Origin of the sequence: Ditibartonella apis (assembly GCF_001952075.1) — a bacterium.
In the GTDB taxonomy this organism is placed as follows: domain Bacteria; phylum Pseudomonadota; class Alphaproteobacteria; order Rhizobiales; family Rhizobiaceae; genus Bartonella; species Bartonella apis.
This window is the reverse complement of the sequence record NZ_LXYU01000001.1, coordinates 838,705-857,091: the sequence shown is the minus strand read 5'-3', so window position 1 is coordinate 857,091 and position 18,387 is coordinate 838,705. Positions and strand designations below refer to the sequence as shown.

At 46.3% G+C, this 18,387-nt stretch carries 17 protein-coding genes; 12 read left to right on the top strand and 5 right to left on the bottom strand.

Annotated elements, in window-relative coordinates; all coding sequences use genetic code 11:
- Positions 1–97: 97 nt before the first annotated feature.
- The 9 genes from PEB0122_RS03885 (at position 98) to PEB0122_RS03840 (ending at position 7,976) form a co-directional block, all read left to right on the top strand.
- Positions 98–760: an LON peptidase substrate-binding domain-containing protein gene (locus tag PEB0122_RS03885; RefSeq protein ID WP_075869188.1), complete on the top strand. Its 663-nt coding sequence runs from the start codon at positions 98–100 to the stop codon at positions 758–760.
- 36 nt (positions 761–796) lie between these two features.
- Entirely contained in the window at positions 797–988 is a 192-nt protein-coding gene (locus tag PEB0122_RS03880; protein ID WP_075869189.1) for a Trm112 family protein, read from the top strand.
- 158 nt (positions 989–1,146) lie between these two features.
- Positions 1,147–2,259, top strand: a complete 1,113-nt coding sequence (gene leuB, locus PEB0122_RS03875) for a 3-isopropylmalate dehydrogenase (RefSeq protein ID WP_075915010.1) — start codon at positions 1,147–1,149, stop codon at positions 2,257–2,259.
- Positions 2,260–2,921: 662 nt separating this feature from the next.
- The gene (locus PEB0122_RS03865) at positions 2,922–3,956 is read left to right on the top strand and encodes an aspartate-semialdehyde dehydrogenase (protein WP_075869192.1); all 1,035 of its coding nucleotides are present in this window, start codon (positions 2,922–2,924) and stop codon (positions 3,954–3,956) included.
- A 579-nt stretch (positions 3,957–4,535) separates the two neighbouring features.
- Entirely contained in the window at positions 4,536–4,721 is a 186-nt protein-coding gene (locus PEB0122_RS03860) for a hypothetical protein (protein ID WP_075869870.1), read from the top strand.
- A gap of 250 nt (positions 4,722–4,971) precedes the next feature.
- Positions 4,972–5,802, top strand: a complete 831-nt coding sequence (locus PEB0122_RS03855) for a MetQ/NlpA family ABC transporter substrate-binding protein (RefSeq protein WP_075869193.1) — start codon at positions 4,972–4,974, stop codon at positions 5,800–5,802.
- A gap of 8 nt (positions 5,803–5,810) precedes the next feature.
- Positions 5,811–6,842, top strand: coding sequence for a methionine ABC transporter ATP-binding protein (locus tag PEB0122_RS03850; RefSeq protein WP_075915734.1), 1,032 nt, complete (start codon positions 5,811–5,813; stop codon positions 6,840–6,842).
- Positions 6,835–7,494 carry a methionine ABC transporter permease gene (locus tag PEB0122_RS03845; protein ID WP_075869194.1) on the top strand — a complete coding sequence of 220 codons (660 nt, stop codon included), beginning with the start codon at positions 6,835–6,837 and terminating at the stop codon, positions 7,492–7,494. The genes PEB0122_RS03850 and PEB0122_RS03845 overlap by 8 nt, the downstream gene beginning before the upstream one ends.
- Before the next feature lie 29 nt (positions 7,495–7,523).
- A complete protein-coding gene (locus PEB0122_RS03840; RefSeq protein ID WP_075915509.1) occupies positions 7,524–7,976 on the top strand; it encodes a hypothetical protein in 453 nt (150 codons plus the stop codon).
- 560 nt (positions 7,977–8,536) lie between these two features.
- On the opposite strand, the gene PEB0122_RS03835 is transcribed toward PEB0122_RS03840, so the two are convergent.
- A complete protein-coding gene (locus PEB0122_RS03835) occupies positions 8,537–10,846 on the bottom strand; it encodes a Tex family protein (RefSeq protein WP_075915508.1) in 2,310 nt (769 codons plus the stop codon).
- A gap of 157 nt (positions 10,847–11,003) precedes the next feature.
- On the opposite strand from PEB0122_RS03835, the gene PEB0122_RS03830 reads away from it, so the two are divergent.
- Positions 11,004–12,119, top strand: a complete 1,116-nt coding sequence (locus PEB0122_RS03830; RefSeq protein ID WP_075915507.1) for an alkene reductase — start codon at positions 11,004–11,006, stop codon at positions 12,117–12,119.
- Positions 12,120–12,199: 80 nt separating this feature from the next.
- On the opposite strand, the gene PEB0122_RS03825 is transcribed toward PEB0122_RS03830, so the two are convergent.
- The 3 genes from PEB0122_RS03825 to PEB0122_RS03815 all read right to left on the bottom strand — a co-directional run bounded on the left by PEB0122_RS03825 (position 12,200) and on the right by PEB0122_RS03815 (position 15,110).
- Entirely contained in the window at positions 12,200–13,171 is a 972-nt protein-coding gene (locus PEB0122_RS03825; RefSeq protein ID WP_075869197.1) for a WD40 repeat domain-containing protein, read from the bottom strand.
- A gap of 16 nt (positions 13,172–13,187) precedes the next feature.
- Entirely contained in the window at positions 13,188–14,279 is a 1,092-nt protein-coding gene (locus PEB0122_RS03820) for a CobW family GTP-binding protein (protein WP_075869198.1), read from the bottom strand.
- Between the two features lie 87 nt (positions 14,280–14,366).
- Positions 14,367–15,110, bottom strand: a complete 744-nt coding sequence (locus PEB0122_RS03815) for a creatininase family protein (RefSeq protein WP_075869199.1) — start codon at positions 15,108–15,110, stop codon at positions 14,367–14,369.
- A gap of 193 nt (positions 15,111–15,303) precedes the next feature.
- Here PEB0122_RS03815 and PEB0122_RS03810 point away from each other — a divergent pair, with 193 nt between their 5' ends.
- Together PEB0122_RS03810 and PEB0122_RS03805 are read left to right on the top strand one after the other, a co-directional pair.
- Entirely contained in the window at positions 15,304–15,783 is a 480-nt protein-coding gene (locus tag PEB0122_RS03810; protein ID WP_075869200.1) for a MarR family winged helix-turn-helix transcriptional regulator, read from the top strand.
- Between the two features lie 331 nt (positions 15,784–16,114).
- The gene (locus PEB0122_RS03805; RefSeq protein WP_075915506.1) at positions 16,115–17,140 is read left to right on the top strand and encodes a LacI family DNA-binding transcriptional regulator; all 1,026 of its coding nucleotides are present in this window, start codon (positions 16,115–16,117) and stop codon (positions 17,138–17,140) included.
- A gap of 419 nt (positions 17,141–17,559) precedes the next feature.
- Here PEB0122_RS03805 and PEB0122_RS03795 read toward each other — a convergent pair whose 3' ends face one another.
- On the bottom strand, positions 17,560–18,372 hold the full coding sequence (locus PEB0122_RS03795) for a gamma-glutamyl-gamma-aminobutyrate hydrolase family protein (RefSeq protein WP_075869203.1): 813 nt from the start codon (positions 18,370–18,372) through the stop codon (positions 17,560–17,562).
- Positions 18,373–18,387 lie beyond the last annotated feature (15 nt).

Here is an 18,387-nt window from a genome sequence, read left to right as displayed (position 1 = left end):
TTTGCGTTCCCATCAAGACTTTATCATTATCGGGACGTTGAAAATGCGTCTCCTCAAAAATATTGTAATCTGTTAAGGCTCTGGACGATAAAAAACAATGAAAGCTGGAAATGCCCATTATATTCAGGTGAAAGACCTGCCCGACGAAATCGGTCTATTTCCGCTTGAAGGGGTTCTTCTTTTGCCAAATGGCTATTTGCCGCTTAATGTTTTCGAGCCGCGTTATCTGGAACTCGTTGAAGATGCAATGAAGGGAAACCGGTTGATCGGCATTATCCAGCCCGAACCGGAATCAAAGAATCCCGAAAAGCCGGAGCTTTATAAAACCGGCTGTATCGGGCGCATCACAAGTTATGCCGAAACGGGGGACGGCCGGCTGATGATCGGCTTACAAGGTGTTTGTCGTTTCAAACTTCAAAAAGAAATTGCAAGTGACAAACCTTACCGGATTGCAAAAATTTCGATTGATGAGAGCGACCTTGTAGAACTGGATACAGGCGATAAAATCAATCGCGAAGAGCTTCTTGATACTTTTGAAAAATTTCTTGATGCCCACGAAATGGAAGCCGATTGGGATTCGATCATGCAGGCACCAACAGAATCACTCGTCAATGCGCTTTCTATCATGGCGCCTTTCGGAACTGCCGAAAAGCAGGCACTTCTTGAGGCACCCGATATTGTCGCCCGCGCGGCGACCCTCGTTGCTCTGACAGAACGCTCGCTTATGGAACACAGTGGTGATGATAAACCGCTCAATTGAATGCCATTAGCGGTTTGAATAATTGGACATGGACTGATGGTCACATATACGACCGACCCGAAAATGCTTGAACTCCTCATATGCCCTGTAACAGGGGGCGAGCTTCACTATGACAAAGATCGGCAGGAACTTGTTTCCAAAAAGGCGAGGCTCGCTTTTCCTATTCGTGACGGCATACCGATTATGCTCGCCTCCGAGGCTCGCCCGTTGGAAGAAAACGAAATATAATTTTTCCAAAACCTTATTTCGCTTTCGAAAGAGCATGCTATAACGTAAATTATGGTCACATTATTCCATTCAAGGCGGGTGATCCTTTATATTGTTATCAAGACCGCACGGAATTTTGTTGTCCAATCGTTTTGATTATTTGAGAGGGCACAATCATTATGGCTTCCAGAAAACTCTTTCTTCTTCCCGGAGACGGAATCGGCGTTGAGTCGATGGCCGAAGTTAAAAAAATCATTGCTTATATGGATAAAGAACTCGGGCTTGATTTCGAGTGTGAAGAAGGGCTTGTCGGGGGTGCCGCTTATGATGCTTATGGCACGGCAATTTCCGAAGACGATATGAAACGGGCTTTGGCAGCCGATGCTGTGCTTTTTGGTGCTGTTGGTGGTCCAAAATGGGCAAAAGTACCTTATGAAGTAAGACCCGAAGCCGGGTTGTTGCGGCTGCGCAAGGATCTCGGTTTGTTTGCCAATTTGAGACCGGCCATTTGCTACCCCTCGCTTGCTTCTGCCTCGTCGCTTAAACGCGAGCTTGTTGATGGACTTGATATTTTGATAGTACGCGAGCTCACGGGCGGCGTCTATTTCGGCGAGCCGAAAGAAATTATCGAACTCGATCATGGGCAAAAACGCGCAATTGATACCCAGATTTATGACACTTACGAGATTGACCGCATTGCAAGGGTTGCTTTCGACCTTGCGCGCACCCGCAAAAACAAAGTGACTTCTCTTGAAAAACACAATGTCATGAAAACCGGCATTCTCTGGAACGAAGTCGTTACAGAAGTCCATGACAAGGATTACAAGGATGTAACGCTTGAACATATGCTGGCCGATTCCGGCGGAATGCAATTGGTGCGCGCGCCCAAGCAGTTCGATGTTATTGTGACCGACAATCTTTTCGGCGACATTTTCTCCGACATTGCAGCTATGCTCACGGGTTCGCTCGGCATGTTGCCTTCTGCCTCGCTGGGAGAAGAAGACAAGAAAACCGGCAAGCGCCATGCGCTTTATGAACCGGTTCATGGCTCTGCTCCCGACATTGCCGGAAAAGGCATTGCCAATCCTATCGCAATGATCGCGTCACTTGCTATGTGTCTGCGCTATTCTTTCCTCATGGGGGCAGAAGCCGACCGGCTGGAAAAAGCGATTTCTGCCGTTCTTGATGATGGTGTGCGCACAGCCGACATTTATTCGGAAGGCATGAAAAAAGTTTCAACCAGTGAAATGGGGGATGCCATTTTGCAAAAATTCAAAACCATGGTTGCATGAAACCCGCTTTCCTGACGGGATTGATGAATGGACTTTCGTGAAAAACTTGACCGGATTAATTCCGGTCAAGCTCAAGTGGCGTCGGCCAAGTATCAATAAACTTTGTTTTTTGAATAAAGATAAACCCCGAAAACGGCGGGAAGCTGCGATTTTTAGACTGTTTTTCAATAGTTTTATTGCTTTTAGATATTCAGAACCGGTTTCATCAGCCTTGAAACTTTCAAAAATTTTTGCTGCTAACTGCTTCTCCTTTCAAGTGCTTGAAATTCAAGCTTTCCTGATATGCAAATCTTCGTCTCGACCTCTGATAAAATGGCAAGATTTTCTTATGCAACCTGTTAAGACCACAAGAATTCACTATGAAAAATAGTTGATTGCTATCGTGTTTCTTGACAGAGGTTGAAAATACGCTAAAACCAATGCAATCAAGGAGTTTAAAAATGGGCTTTTACGGGTTCCATATCAATCGGTTTCCGAGCTGCCATCGCGGCTTTGATGACTGCTGCGCATCCTTGACAATTATTGGCCACAAAAAAACGACAAAGAAAATTATCTGACGTCCCTTGGCCAACCTGCTCTCTCCCGGGTGCGGCCCGGGGGGTAAGCCTGACGGCCGCCGGGCTTCTTCACAAAACACGGAGAGAGACAGGAGTTCTGATTAAATGGGTTTTAAGGTTGCTGTTGTAGGTGCTACAGGAAATGTTGGGCGAGAAATGCTCAACATCCTTGAAGAGCGCGGTTTTCCGGCTGATGAAGTTGTACCACTCGCCTCGCATCGTTCATTGGGAACAGAAGTTTCTTTCGGTGACAAAACACTGAAGGTCAAAGTTCTTGATAATTACGATTTTTCCGATACCGATATTTGCCTGATGTCAGCCGGTGGCGATGTTTCCAAACAATGGGCACCAAAGATCGGCGCTGCGGGTGCTGTCGTTATCGATAATTCTTCTGCCTGGCGTTATGATATTGATGTTCCGCTCATTGTTCCGGAAGTTAATCCGGATGCAATCGAAGGTTTTAAAACACATAATATTATCGCCAATCCGAACTGCTCGACAGCCCAGCTTCTGGTTGCTCTAAAACCTCTTCATGATGCTGCAACCATCAAGCGTGTTGTGGTTTCAACCTATCAATCTGTTTCCGGTGCCGGCAAGGCAGGAATGGACGAGCTATTCGAGCAATCACGCGCCGTTTTTGTGGCAGATCCTATTACAGTACGTAAATTCACGAAACGTATTGCTTTCAACGTTATTCCCCATATCGACGTATTCATGGAAGACGGCTACACCAAAGAAGAATGGAAAATGGTTGCCGAAACCAAAAAAATGCTCGACCCGAAAATCAAGCTTACTGCAACTGCTGTTCGTGTTCCGGTTTTCATCGGCCATGGCGAGGCAGTCAATGTCGAGTTTGAAAAGCCTATCAGTGCCGATGAAGCACGCGAAATCCTGCGCAATGCTCCAGGCTGTCAGGTTGTCGACAAGCATGAGGACGGCGGCTATATGACGCCTTATGAATCAGCCGGAGAAGATGATACATTTGTCAGCCGCATCCGCGAGGATATCACTGTTGAAAATGGCCTGTCTTTCTGGGTTGTTGCTGATAATTTGCGCAAAGGTGCAGCTCTTAATGCGGTGCAGATTGCCGAACTTCTGATTGCTCGCAATCTGATTACACCGAAAAAAGCTAAAGCATAAATCTTGTAATCATAAGAAGTATTCAGTCTTTACCTGCTTTAAAGCTGTTTTAACAAGCTAAAAATGCCCCTGCCGAGGTTTTCTCGCGGGGGCATTTTTTTAAAGCTATAAAATATCATTCGATAGTCAGGGCGGCTTTACTCAAGTTTGAAACATAAACAGGAACAAGCACCATCATGAACCACGCCGGAACCCAACACCTCTAAAGCCAATAGACCACTTGGCGATGATTTTCCGATATTTATGGAAGCGTTTTTCAGGCACTCATACTGTCACGGGATTGAATGACAACTTTCGGCGGAAGCACACATATCGCGAGATTCCAGTCGCAAAAATCCAGCGACTCATGAAGACTGATGAAGATGGAGAGATAATTGCAGAGAAACTGCGTTTTTCGAGAGTCAATAGCACCTGATAGATAATTTAAAACCGTTTTAAATAACAAAAATGCTGCAAATCGGCCTTTTTTACCAAAAGATAGTTTTTTATCTTTGCAACATTCATGATTGTATATAAAACTAAATCAAGAAAACCATGCAGAAATACCGGTCAATCTTCCGGTAATATGTGGAGGCAAAAATGATACGCGCTGTTGCACAGGCTATACTAGATTGTGCCGGTTATATCACCGCACTTTTTATTCCTGAAGACGCAACGAATTTTGACTTCATCCGCATGGGCGTCGCACTAATGATGTTGATTTTCTTCTCGATTTTGTGTTGGCTGCTTCCTCAACTTTTTCACAACGGCAAGCACTCTCACTGATACACAAAAAAATATTTTCCTTTATTTGATTATTTATAAAAAAATCATCCTGCCACATGACTAATGTCTATTGAAAATGTTGCTTGGTTTTTATACCACTTCCGGTAAAACTGATCGGCATATTGGTTAGAAAATCTTGGGCCCTGTTAGAACCGGCATTCAGAATTTTTAAAACCAATGAATGAACGGAAATTTTTCAGCCTATGTTTTGAGATGAAACATCCTGAAAAGAACATGAAGGGTTTCAATAATGTTTCTTGATAAAATCAAAAGACGTACAGTTCTCGGGCTTGCTTTTTCTTTTGCCACTTTTGCAAGTGTTTCAGCTTTGGCACCGGTTCTCGCTTATGCCGAAGATAAAACCAGCATCAAGCTTGGAACGATGGAAGGTGAAGAATCGGAAGTTTGGAAGGTTGCTGTTCAGGAAGCCAAAAAACAGGGCCTCAACATTGATCTTGTTTTTTTCTCTGATTACGCCTTGCCGAATGAGGCCGTCAATGCCGGTGATATTGACGCGAATTCGTTTCAGCATAAGCCATATCTTGATGCACAAATCGAACAGCGCGGTTACAAGCTTTCCGTCGTGGGCTATACAGTGCTTTTCCCGATGGGCGTCTATTCCCACAAAATCAAAGACTTGAAAGAGCTTCGTGATGGTGCTGTCGTCGGCGTTCCCAACGACCCGTCAAATGGTGGCCGCGCGCTCCGTCTATTAAATGATATGGGATTGATCAAACTCAAAGACCCGAACAATGTTCTTGCTTCCAAGCTTGATATTGTCGAAAACCCTAAAAAACTTGAAATTCGCGAGCTTGATGCCGGTATGCTCGGTCGTGCCATTGATGATTTCGACATTGCCGTCGTCAATACCAACTGGGCTTTGACCACCGGGCTTAAACCCGACAAAGATGCGATTGCATGGGAAAAGTCCGAAAATAATCCCTATAACAATATTATTGTCGTGCGCACCGCCGATAAAGACGAACCATGGGTGAAAAAACTCGTTGCTGCCTATAATTCGGAACCGGTTCGCGCAAAAATCAAGGAAGTATTTGGCGTAACTGCCCAGCCATTATGGTAAATTCAAACATGGGTTCAACATCCGAACCAATCATATCACTTAAAAATATCAGCCGCCGTTTTTCCCAAACGGCGGCCGTTGACCATTTGTCACTTGATATTGAAAAAGGCGAAATTCTTGGAATTATCGGGCGCAGCGGCGCCGGTAAATCTACGCTTATTCGCTGTCTCAATGGTCTTGAACGCATTGATGAAGGACAAATCTTCTTTGAAGGCCATGATGTTTCGCATTTAAGCGAAAGCGAATGGGCGCCCTATCGTCAACGCATCAGCATGATTTTCCAGCATTTCAACTTGTTGTCGTCCAAACGTGTGATCGACAATGTTGCATTGCCATTAAAGCTTGCCGGTGTGCCGAAAGAAAAACGCCGTGAACGGGCTATGGAACTTATCGAGCTTGTGAGCCTCAAAGGGAAAGAACAACATTTTCCGGCCGAGCTCTCCGGCGGGCAAAAACAGCGCGTCGGCATTGCCAGAGCCTTGGCTGCAAATCCGAAAGTGCTCTTATCCGATGAGGCAACTTCGGCACTTGATCCGGAAACAACCCAATCCATCCTTGAATTGATTGCCGATATCAATAAAAGGCTCAATCTCACAGTGGTTCTGATTACGCATGAAATGGAAGTCGTAAGTTCCATTGCCAACCGCGTTGTCGTGCTGAATAAGGGAAAAATTGTCGAAGAAGGTCAGGTAAGAGATATTTTTGCTTCTCCCCAAGATGATACCACTATTGCGATGCTGCGCATTGTGACACCACAATTACCGGCCGAATTTGCCAAAAGGTTGAAGCCCGAAGGCGATGAAGCTGTTATCGAGCTCAATATTGCCGGTGACGTAGCAAGAGAACCATTCCTGCATTTGATAGAATATGAAAGCGGATTGATCCCGCGCATTCTTCATGGCGGCATTGATACGATTCAGGGAGAACCGGTCGGCCGTTTCTTTCTAGGCCTTCCGGCGAAAGACAAAGACAAACTTGACAAGGCGGTTTCCTGGCTTATCAAGCATGGCCGTTATTGCGAGGTTCTCGGTTATGTATGATGTACTTTCAAAAGAATTGCCGAAAGCGATTATAGACACCATCATCATGACGGTGAGTTCTTCGCTGATGGCGCTCATTCTGGGTCTGCCGATCGGGCTTATCCTCTATATGACGGCAAAGGGAAGCCTGTTTCCCAAGGAAAATCTTAACCGGTTATTAAGCTTCCTTGTCAATTGTGTGCGCGCCATTCCGTTTATCATTTTCGCTTTTTACCTTCTTCCCGTGACGCGCGTTGTTGTCGGCACCGGTGTCGGGATCAAATCTGTTATCTTTGTGCTGATATTATCGGCGACACCACTTTATGCGCGTTTGGCAGAACTGTCATTTCGTGGGGTTGACAAGGGACTTGTCGAAGCTATCCGCTCAATGGGCGCGTCACGCATGCAAATTGTTACCAATGTCATTGTACCGGAATCATTTTCAAGCCTTGTGACCGGCTTTACTGTAATGGTTATTTCAATTATCAGTGCAACGTCGCTTGCCGGTTTTCTCGGGGGTGGTGGTCTTGGTGACATGGCTATCCGCTATGGCTATCAGCGCTATAATCCGGAGATTATGAACATTGTTATCGGTGTTCTGATTATCATGAATCTGGTTGTGCAATCCTGTGGCGACCGGTTGGCGCGCAAGCTTGACCGTTCGAAACGTTAGCTCATTTCACTTGGAAAAGGGGAGGAAGAATGATGAAAGATAATAAAAGCCGGATAACAAATTTTGTGTCTGTGGCTCCAATTGCCACTTTAATTGCCACTTCCATGCTGCTTTCCGGCTGTGGCGGACGCGACGCCCATCCGGTCGCTTTAACCAATCCGAACGACAGTGTCATGGATTGTGCAGGTATTTCACGAGAATTCCACGCCAATGAACGCCAGATTAAAGCAGTCATCCATGAGCGCACAAATGCACAAGGAAAGAATGTTGCATTAGGGGCGGCCGGCATTTTCTTCTTTCCTGCGTGGTTTTTTATGGACCCGAAATCGCCGGAAAGAGTGGAAATTGATGCATTGCGCAACCGTAACGGCGTATTACAGGAAATCGCACGCACCAAAAACTGTGCTCCCATGCAATCGGAATTGACGGAAGCCTATAAACAGCTTGACAGTCAAAAAGCGGCCAAGCCACAAAAGAAATAAACGGAAAATGAATTGATTATAATAAAAGGCCGGTTAAACCGGCTTTTTGTTTTTATTGCATTCCTATTTATTCATGATTGCTTGCTATCGGAATGTAACAAAACGGGCAAAAGAACAAACACCGGCTTTATAAATAGAAATTCGGTTTTCCTGAAACAACGTCAATTTTCATCGTGGTTTGAGAAGTTTCGCGGGCGGGTATGTGTGCAGTTACACGCGCCTAACAGCCTTTCGATTTTTCCTTAAGCTTGATCTGCTTTCAGCTTTCAAATCTTCAACATGAAAACGTTTTGATTAACGGTGACCTTCTCAAGCTCTAATAAACAAGACAAATGCCTTTCGGTATAAAACCGGACGGCATAGCCTTTCCCTGTTATGATTGAGTGCAAGGCTTTGTCCGTTCATAAACAGTCTTGTCCGATAAATTTTTTTGCAGTTTTCAAAACAGGCAAATTTCTTCTTTTAAAACACAATCATTCTTCGTTCGGCAAAAAGAACATCCTGCAAACTTCCTCGCCTGCCCTCTTTGCCTCTCGACGTTTGATAGCATTTGCGCAATTTCAATGGCGTTTGCGCAATGCTTCTGCAAGAGCCGAACCGAAACTGCCCTCTTGGGAAACCGGCTTTTCATTTTTCATATTACGCGAATGATTGCGTCCCGAATTTTCCGGCGAAGCGGCTTTTGTGCGACTATCCGGATTATCAGGATGTTTTTTCATACTCAACGAGATGCGTTTACGTGCTGGATCAACATCAAGCACTATCACAGAAACAATATCTCCGGCTTTTACCACTTTATGCGGATCACTCACATAAGTGTCGGCAAGTTGCGAAATATGGACAAGTCCATCCTGATGCACGCCTATATCGACAAATGCCCCAAAATTGGCGACATTGGTCACGGTTCCTTCAAGCTTCATCCCCGGTTTGAGGTCGGAAATTTCGTCAACACCTTCGGCAAAAGTCGCTGTTTTGAATTCCGGCCGCGGGTCACGGCCGGGTTTTTCCAATTCGCTCAAAATATCTTTAACAGTCGGCAAGCCGAAACGCTCGTCAATAAATGTTTTCGGGTCGAGTTTTTTCAAAGCTGCACTATCGCCCATCAATGAACGCAAGTCACAGCCACATGCAGCAACAATTTTACGTGCAACGCTATAGGCTTCCGGATGTACTGCCGAAGCATCAAGCGGCTCGTCGCCATTCTGGATACGCAAGAAACCCGCACATTGCTCGAATGTTTTTGCACCGAGCCGCGGTACAGACTTCAACCCGTTACGATTTTTGAATGGACCATTTTCATCACGATAAGCAACAATTGCATCGGCCAATGATGCCCCTACCCCCGAAACACGGGCAAGCAGAGATGGCGAAGCGGTGTTAAGGTCAACGCCCACGGCATTCACCGCATCTTCGACAACGCCGTCCAACGCCCGCATAAGCTCGAACTGGTCGACATCATGCTGATATTGCCCGACACCGATAGATTTCGGTTCGATTTTAACCAATTCGGCAAGCGGATCCTGCAAGCGCCGTGCAATCGACACTGCCCCGCGCAATGACACATCAAGATCGGGAAATTCGTTTGCGGCAAGCTCGGAAGCCGAATAGACAGAAGCACCGGCTTCCGAAACAATGACCTTTGTCGGACGCGGCGCTGGCATATGTTTCAACAAATCGCCAACAAGTTTTTCCGTCTCGCGGCTTGCTGTGCCGTTACCGATAGCGATGAGATCAACCTGATGTTTTTTAATGAGGGCGGCAAGCACCGCCTCTGCACCGCGAACATCATTTTTCGGCGGGAACGGATAGATGGTTGCAGTTTCCTTGAGCTTTCCGGTTTTATCGACCACTGCAACCTTGACACCGGTGCGGATACCCGGATCAAGTCCCATTGTTGCTCTTTCACCCGCCGGTGCAGCCAATAAAAGCGCTTTGAGATTACGGGCAAAAACAGAAATTGCTTCTTCATCGGCGCGCTCATGCAAATCGCGCATGAGATCAAGCGAAAGATGTAAAGATAACTTTACGCGCCATGCCCATAAGGCGACATTAACAAGGAAAATATCTCCGGGAAGCTGATCGCCGATTTGATAGGCCTGTTTGATAAGCTTTATGGCCGGTTTTTCGCCATTCGGAATATCCTCGTCGACTTCAATATCGACATTTAGAATTTCTTCATTACGCCCGCGAAACATTGCCAATGCGCGATGGCTTGGCACAGTCGACCATTTTTCTCTATGGTCAAAATAATCGGAAAATTTCGCACCTTCCTCTTCTTTACCGGCAACAACCTTGGCATGGATAAAGGCATGTGATTGCATATAGTGACGTAAATTTCCGACCAGTTCGGCATTTTCCGCCATGATTTCCGCAATAATATCGCGAGCGCCGTCAAGAGCAGCTTTAACATCGGAAATTTTGTCATTGATATAATCTTTGGCAAGAAGTTCCGGCTCTTCGTTTCGATTTTTCAAAATTTCCTCGGCAAGCGGCAATAATCCGTTTTCTTTGGCAATTTCGGCACGGGTGCGCCGCTTCGGCTTGAACGGCAGATAAAGGTCTTCCAATTCTGCCTTCGAGCTTGCTTTTCTTAAAGATTCTTCCAGTTCCGGACTAAGCTTGTTCTGTTCGCGAATAGCTTGAATAATCGCTTCACGGCGTGCTTCCATTTCACGAAGATAAATGAGCCGTTCCGACAACAGGCGCAATTGGCCATCATCAAGGCCACCGGTTACTTCCTTGCGATAGCGGGCAATGAAGGGAATGGTTGCCCCCTCGTCAATGAGGCCGATAGCGGCAGCAACCTGAGATTGACTCGCCTTGATATCACCAGCAATTGTTTGGCAGATTGATTGCGCAATTGTAGTCATTCTATTTACCAGATTCTTTCAATTTTGAGGAGAGATTACGGATTGCAAACCGGAACGCAACTGTAATTCTTCCCCTCATAAAAATTAATCAAGCCCTTTTTAATCGGGCCGGTTCACCTTATGTTTAAATTTGCAGCCAATATGAAAGGGGCTTTTCATGACATCACTTTTTGACCCGATCAAGGCAGGAGACCTTGTTCTAAAAAACCGCATTGCCATGGCGCCGTTGACTCGCGCTCGCTCGCCCAATGCAACACCCAATGATTTGAACGTTGTCTATTATCGCCAACGTTCGACCGCCGGCCTTATTGTTTCTGAAGGTACGGCCATTTCACAACAGGGACAAGGCAATATCGACGTTCCGGGGCTTTACGAAAAAGCCCAGCTTGCCGGCTGGAAAAAAGTAACCGATGCCGTTCATGAAGCGGGCGGCAAAATTGTTGCCCAGCTTTGGCACACGGGACGTATTTCCCACAGTTCATTGCAACCTGCAGGTAAACCGCCTGTCGCCCCCTCTGCCCTTCAGGCAAAAGCCCGAACCTATATCAAAGACAAGAATGGTCAGGGTGAATTTGTACAAACATCGACACCACGTGCTTTGGACGCATCGGAAATTCCCGGTATTATCGACGATTATCGCAAAGCCGCGCGCAATGCTGTCGATATTGCCGGTTTTGACGGCGTGGAAATTCACTCGGCCAATGGCTATTTGCTTGACCAGTTCTTACGCTCCGAATCGAACCACCGCACCGATGAATTCGGCGGTTCGATTGAAAACCGTTGCCGTTTTCCGCTCCTTGTTGCCGAAGCCGTTGCAAAAGAAATCGGCGGTGGCAGAACAGGTATCCGCATTTCTCCGGTCACGCCCGCCAATGATGCCCATGATCCGGACCCGCAGCCGCTTTTTGATTTTTATGTCGATGCTTTGGCAGCCTATGAACTTGCTTTTATCCACTTGATAGAAGGCGCCACAGGAGGCGACCGCAATTATACGGAAGCCGATTATGCATTCGACTATAAGCGTTTGAAACACGTCTATCGCGATGCCGGCGGCAATGGTGCGTGGATGGTCAATAACGGCTATACCGCCGAAATGGCTGAAAAAGCCGTCGGATCCGGCTATGCCGATATTGTGTCTTTCGGCCGTCCATTTATTGCCAATCCCGATCTTGTCCGTCGTATCAAGGAGCATGCTCCATGGAACGAGGTGGACCAGACAACGCTCTATGGCGGCAATGAAAAAGGCTATACCGATTACCCGACTTTGGGGTGACAGGTTTTAGCTTTCCAATAAAAAACCACCTGCGTAAAGCAGGTGGTTTTATTTTATTCAAAAAAGTTCCGTTTCCGCTCTCAGGCAGAAATATCGATAATGCCTGCTTCACCACTTTCCGAGCCGAATGCCAGCCGATAGCCTTTATCATCCCAGGCCATGGTTGAAATAGCACCTTTTCCGGGACGGCGCAAAAGCACTTCTTTCGCATCGGCAAAGCGGATGAACAAAATCATGCCGTCATTAAAACCGGCAGCAACAATGTCTTCTTCCGGATGGCAGCACACACATGTGACCATGGCATCGGCACGAGTGCCGAGTTCAAGGGGAGCTTTTCCCATCGGGCCATCTTTAGCCTGAAACGGCCAGACAATGGCAGCCGGAGCACCGGACGTGGCAAGCCACTTACCTTTCGCGCTCCATGACCAACTTTTGACCTTTGCAGGATAGCCGCTCATGCGCAAATGCTGGTCATCACTCAACCGCCAGCCATGCAAGGCATTTTCCTGCATCGACGAAATGACATAACGGCCATCCGGCGAAAATGTAACGGCAAAATGTGCGCCTTTCCATGTAAGGTCGGTAGGCTTGGTGTCAGCACCAAGCCAATGCAATGTCACGCCATTATATCGTGCCACCGCAAATCTTAGGCCTTTTGGTGCAAAAGCAAGATCTTCAACGCTGCGCTCGTGGTCAAATTCCTGAAGCCCTTTGCCGCCATCGGCCCATGCAGTGCGTGAAAAAGCAAAGGCATAGGCATTGTCGGGACCGGCTGCAACCGAAGTGATCCACTTTTTTTCGTGATGGGCAAGTTCGCTGCATTGAAGATCACTCTTCGTGCGGCAAATCCGGCCGTCTTCACCGCCGGTAATAACCGATTTCTTGTCTCTCGATAAAGCAACAGAGGCAATCCCCTGATGCGCCTCGACTACCTTTTGCTTGTCGCCAAGCAGGGTGATTTCACCACTTGCCGTCACAAAGACCGGCTGATCATCTAAAAACCCCGCCAACAGGCAATAGCTGTCGAGGTCACAATGTGCAATTGTCGGCATAGAATCCTCTCAAAAATCAGGCACAATTTTCGAAGCCGGCTTTGAGCTTTTCGGCATCAAGTTTGCGGCCGATAAAGACCAGACGGCTTTCATGCTTTTCGCCTTCTTTCCAGGGTCTCTGGCTGTCGCCTTCCAGAATCATATGGACACCTTGTACGACATAACGATCCTTATCACCTTTGAAAGCGATAATGCCTTTCAGTCTTAAAATATCCGGCCCTTGAGTCTGGGTGATTTGCTGGATCCAAGGGAAAAACTTGCCCGGATCAAGCTCGCCCGCCCGTAAGGAAACGGATTTCACTGTTACATCGTGAAGCGCTGCCCCATGGACATGCTCCTCCCCGTCATGGTGGTGATGTTCGTGGTCGTGGTCATGATGATGGTGGTGATGATCATGATCGTGATCGCATTCTGGCCCACAAACATGTTCTTCCTCTTCTTCGTCATGATCAAGAAAATGCGGGTCATTTTCTAGAGCACGGCTCAAATCGAACGCACCGCGATCAAGCACTTCGTTCAAATCGACATTGGAACGTTGAGTGCGAAAGATAACAGCAGAAGGATTGATTGCACGTATTGTTGCTTCGACATCGGCAAGTTCCTGCGGGCTGACAAGATCGGTCTTATTCAAAAGGACCACGTCGGCAAAAGCAATCTGGTCTTCTGCTTCTCTGCTATCTTTCAACTCCAACGGCAAATGTTTTGCGTCAACCAGCGCGACAACAGCATCAAGTTGCGATTTTGCCCTGACATCATCATCCATAAAAAATGTCTGTGCAACAGGAACCGGATCGGCAAGACCGGTTGTTTCGATAATGATACCGTCAAACCGGCCCGGACGGCGCATCAAACCATCAACAACACGGACCAGGTCGCCGCGCACTGTGCAGCAGATACAACCATTATTCATCTCGTAAATTTCTTCGTCGGATTCGACAATCAGATCATTGTCAATACCGATCTCGCCGAATTCATTAACAATGACAGCGTAATGCTTGCCATGATTTTCTGTCAAAATCCGGTTAAGAAGCGTGGTTTTACCAGCCCCCAGATAACCGGTCAGAACAGTTACCGGAATTTTACGGGGTGTTTTTTCAGTCTCGCTCATAGCATGACCTTTCAAATGACGGGAATTTTTACTGTTGTCGATATAGGCTTTCTCAATACCGATTTCTACCTTTTGAACCGGAGCTTTCTAGGAAAGATCATCAACGTCAAACGCAAACATATCTTCGAGTAACTCGCGAAAACCTTTCAGGGCGTGATCGAAAATTGCCTTTCCTGCCTCTTTATTCGCGGCAAGCGCATTTCCCGCAACACCCTTTCTGTTAAGATCTGCCATTTGCCAGCCAAAAGGAAATGGTCCATAGGCTCTTAAATATTTGAATTTTTCTTTGAGCTCTTTCTGCCAATTGGCAAAATTTTGTGCTTTGCCCATTTTTACTTCGTCAGGTGCAAGATAAAGCATGAGCGAAGTTTCGATAAAGCCGGCATGAATATCAAGCTCTTTTTCTTCAACTGTCATCATTCCTTCGGGAAGACCGAAGCGTCCCCAGCTTGTTGCGACAGCAAGCATTTTGAAGCGATTGCGCAATTCGGTGATGACAATGTTCATCAATGGTGAATTGCCTCCATGAGCATTGAGAATAAGAAATCTGTCTATTCCATTTCTGTAACAGTCAGCGCCGATTTCGATCCACCTGTCTATTGCTTGAGAATATCCAAGTGTTTTTGTCCCCCCCCGACCGCCATGTTCAATAGAATAACCAATATCTTCGCTATCGAGAACAACAACCTTTTTTCCAATACAAGTTTTGTTTTCAAGTTTTTTCGAAAATGCTGTTGCAATGACAGCATCCGTGGAAAGAGGCAGATGCTGTCCATGATATTCATACGATCCGAGAGGCAAAATGGCTATAATTTTATCTTTTTCTTTCAATGCTAAAATTCCCGATAAAATATTTTCTTCTTTTTTATACAGAGTTTTGTTATCTATCTTCGCTATGCAAGAATTTGTTATCTTTCTTCACTATAGAAGAATATGAAATTCTAAGTGAAAATACGAATCATACAGGAATACTACAAGAAACCAGATAATTCATTTAAAACGTCTTCGGGGAGACATAACTTAAATGGTCGAAAAAAACCAGATACCTGCATTGGATATTGTTCAATCCACTGCAAGAATGATGAAAACATTATTGGCACGCCGACTCTATGAATTCGGCTTATACGCAGGCCAGGACAGAATCATTCTTTCGTTGGCATTAAAAGACGGGCAATCGCCCGGGAATCTTGCAAAACAGCTGGGCGTCAAACCTCCCACAATCACCAAAACAATTGCGCGGCTTCAAGAACAAGGCTTTGTCACAAAACGCAGTTCCCATAAAGATCAGCGCCAACTTCACGTTTTTCTGACCAAAGATGGCCATAAAATTGTCAAGCTTATCGAGTCGGCCATTGCCGATACTGAAAAAGATATCACAAATGGCCTTGACGAGGGGGAACATTTGATGCTGCTTGCCTTGCTGGGGCGCATTCAAAAAAATGTTCAGGAACAACAAGTGGAATTTTCCAACCTTTATATTGATGGCGAAAACGACGTGCTCTAGTTTGATGATGGAGCCAAACTCCTAAAAAAGGAAAGAACATAGCCACCGGCTTATCAAATGACCGGTTTTACCATCCGATCAAGCTTTCCGTATTTGTTTCATTCGGCGTGAGCTCTTTCAAGTGCATTGATGTTTTGCGACTTGTCTATGTTTGCGGTCTGGTACCGGAAATAACACAGTTTTGTTTGGACAAGCCTTTTAAATTTATTATCACCTGTCAGGTGAAAATAACGTTTCAGGCTTTTCCGGAACCTCCCAATGGGGTATTCATTCAATCCTCTTGAAGGTAACAGAAGCTTGCTGTTGTTTTATCTTTGAAGGATGAGGGGCATTGTCACAAAAAATCAAGCTTTCTACCATTGCCGATGCATTGAATGTATCTACAGCTACGGTTTCACTTGCGCTACGTGACAGTCCGCTTGTAGCAGATGACACGCGTGACAGAATCAAGGATTATGCTCGTGATATCGGTTATATTTATAACCGCCGCGCAGCAAGCTTGCGCACATCACGCTCGGGCATTGTCGGTGTCGTTGTTCACGACATTATGAATCCGTTTTTTGCCGAAATATTGCGCTCGATCGAAACTGAACTCGACCGGTCGCGGCAAACCTTCATTCTTTCCAACCATTATGACCAGTTGGATAAGCAACGCAATTTTCTGGAAACGTTACTCCAGCTCGGAGCTGATGGCGTCATCATGTCACCGGCAATCGGAACTCCCGCAAAAGACATCGAGATGGCGCAAAATAACGGTTTGCCTGTTGTGTTTGTCGCCCGTCATGTCGAAGGGGTAAATGTTCCGGTTTTTTGTGGCGATGATACTTATGGTATTTCTCTTGCTACCAACCATCTTATTTCGCTCGGGCATAAATGCATCGCTATGGTTGGCGGCACCGATTACACATCGACAGGCCATGACCGTTATGAAGGTTATCGCCACGCCATGCAGCTTGCAGGCCTTGAAGCAAAACCCGAATGGCGCCTTGAAGGACCGCGGACCAAACAGGCCGGCTTCGAAATTGCACCACAATTTCTGGCACTCAAAGATAAACCGACAGCCGCTGTCTGTTTCAATGACCTTGCCGCAATCGGTTTGATGAACGGAATTGCCCGTGCAGGCCTCGTTGCAGGGCGGGATATTTCTGTCACCGGTTATGATGATCTCGAGGAAGCTGCAATTGCCACACCCGCACTCACCACAGTCTGGAATGGACAAAGGGAAGTGGGAAGGCGTGCAGCGCGTGCTCTTCTTGACCTTTTGAACGGTATCGAAGTGAAAAATGGTCACGATCTTATCAAACCGGAATTGCACATTCGCCAATCAACCGGTCGCATGGTTCCGCGAAAAGACTGAAAACTTTAATTTTCTGATATCCGTTTCCGATAATCTATGATTCTGACATCATAAGGTGACTTTCGCTTTATGATAAACTGCGGTTGTTTTTTCGCGTTTCCGACAGTTCCATACATAACTTTAAAACAGAATATGGGGCGGAATTCGGTGTAAAAACAGCAAAACCTTTTTCCGGTTGGTGCGTCCATTCTCTTCGGACACAGTAACGGATACCACTCTGTTTCAAAAAGCCGGAATGGTTGCTCCGGCTTCATCAAAACAATTTTTGAAAATGCTGCAACAAAAACAAAAAAATCTTGCATTCAAAAACCATAACAAAATGGATCTTGCGCATAAACTTGAAAAAGGTTCCATAATTTTTCCCAATAGCGAACTTTTACGAAAGCCGATATTTTTTGGAATAAGTGTTTCCTATTTTTTCACGGCTTGCCTTTTTCAAGGTGATTATCTTTTTTACGGCACCCGTTTTTTTCAAGCCGCTTATCATTATGATGATGAACCGCTTCGCCAAATGCTTTAAATATCTTGTTTGATGGTATATCGCTTGTTGCCCAATATTCGGGATGCCATTGTACCCCGAGGGCAAAATCTTTCGCATCCTTCACACTGACTGCTTCAATCGTGCCATCGGCGGCTATCGCTTCGGCAACAAGACGTGGCGCGAGCTTGTTGATTCCCTGCTGGTGAACGGAGTTCACCATGATTTCGCCGGTTCCTACAATTTCTGCGAGCGACGTATTCTCGCTCACATGCACCGGTTGTCTTATGGCGAACTTTTTATCACTGTCACTTTTATCATTGGCTCTATGATCAAGTTTCCCCGGTATTTTTTGTAGCGCCGGTGACAATGTCCCCCCAAGAGCGACGTTGAGTTCCTGTATACCGCGGCAAATGGCAAGAAGCGGCAAACCTAGCCTGATTGCCGCATGGATGAGGAAAAACGACGTTTCATCACGAGAAAAATCGAACGGCTCATGATCTGTCGTGGCGGCTTCGCCATAGCGCGCGGGATTTACATTGGATTTCGCTCCGGTGATAAGAACACCGTCCACAACCGCAAGTATGGATTGTATATCGGCATCTCGCCCAAGTGACGGCACGATAAGGGGCGCAACATCAGCGACCTTTGACGCGGCCTCAAGATATTGTACGGGCGTGCCATTCCAGACATAACCGTCAAACTCGGGGCAATCGGAGGGTACCGCAACAAGCGGCTTTAAACGATCAGCCATTTGTGTTCCCTTTAT

Bases quoted from the DNA above. Each gene is read 5' to 3' on its own strand.
- PEB0122_RS03885 (WP_075869188.1), top strand. From the start codon at position 98: ATGAAAGCTGGAAATGCCCATTATATTCAGGTGAAAGACCTGCCCGAC.
- PEB0122_RS03880 (WP_075869189.1), top strand. From the start codon at position 797: ATGGTCACATATACGACCGACCCGAAAATGCTTGAACTCCTCATATGC.
- leuB (WP_075915010.1), top strand. From the start codon at position 1,147: ATGGCTTCCAGAAAACTCTTTCTTCTTCCCGGAGACGGAATCGGCGTT.
- PEB0122_RS03865 (WP_075869192.1), top strand. From the start codon at position 2,922: ATGGGTTTTAAGGTTGCTGTTGTAGGTGCTACAGGAAATGTTGGGCGA.
- PEB0122_RS03860 (WP_075869870.1), top strand. From the start codon at position 4,536: ATGATACGCGCTGTTGCACAGGCTATACTAGATTGTGCCGGTTATATC.
- PEB0122_RS03855 (WP_075869193.1), top strand. From the start codon at position 4,972: ATGTTTCTTGATAAAATCAAAAGACGTACAGTTCTCGGGCTTGCTTTT.
- PEB0122_RS03850 (WP_075915734.1), top strand. From the start codon at position 5,811: ATGGGTTCAACATCCGAACCAATCATATCACTTAAAAATATCAGCCGC.
- PEB0122_RS03845 (WP_075869194.1), top strand. From the start codon at position 6,835: ATGTATGATGTACTTTCAAAAGAATTGCCGAAAGCGATTATAGACACC.
- PEB0122_RS03840 (WP_075915509.1), top strand. From the start codon at position 7,524: ATGATGAAAGATAATAAAAGCCGGATAACAAATTTTGTGTCTGTGGCT.
- PEB0122_RS03835 (WP_075915508.1), bottom strand. From the start codon at position 10,846: ATGACTACAATTGCGCAATCAATCTGCCAAACAATTGCTGGTGATATC.
- PEB0122_RS03830 (WP_075915507.1), top strand. From the start codon at position 11,004: ATGACATCACTTTTTGACCCGATCAAGGCAGGAGACCTTGTTCTAAAA.
- PEB0122_RS03825 (WP_075869197.1), bottom strand. From the start codon at position 13,171: ATGCCGACAATTGCACATTGTGACCTCGACAGCTATTGCCTGTTGGCG.
- PEB0122_RS03820 (WP_075869198.1), bottom strand. From the start codon at position 14,279: ATGAGCGAGACTGAAAAAACACCCCGTAAAATTCCGGTAACTGTTCTG.
- PEB0122_RS03810 (WP_075869200.1), top strand. From the start codon at position 15,304: ATGGTCGAAAAAAACCAGATACCTGCATTGGATATTGTTCAATCCACT.
- PEB0122_RS03795 (WP_075869203.1), bottom strand. From the start codon at position 18,372: ATGGCTGATCGTTTAAAGCCGCTTGTTGCGGTACCCTCCGATTGCCCC.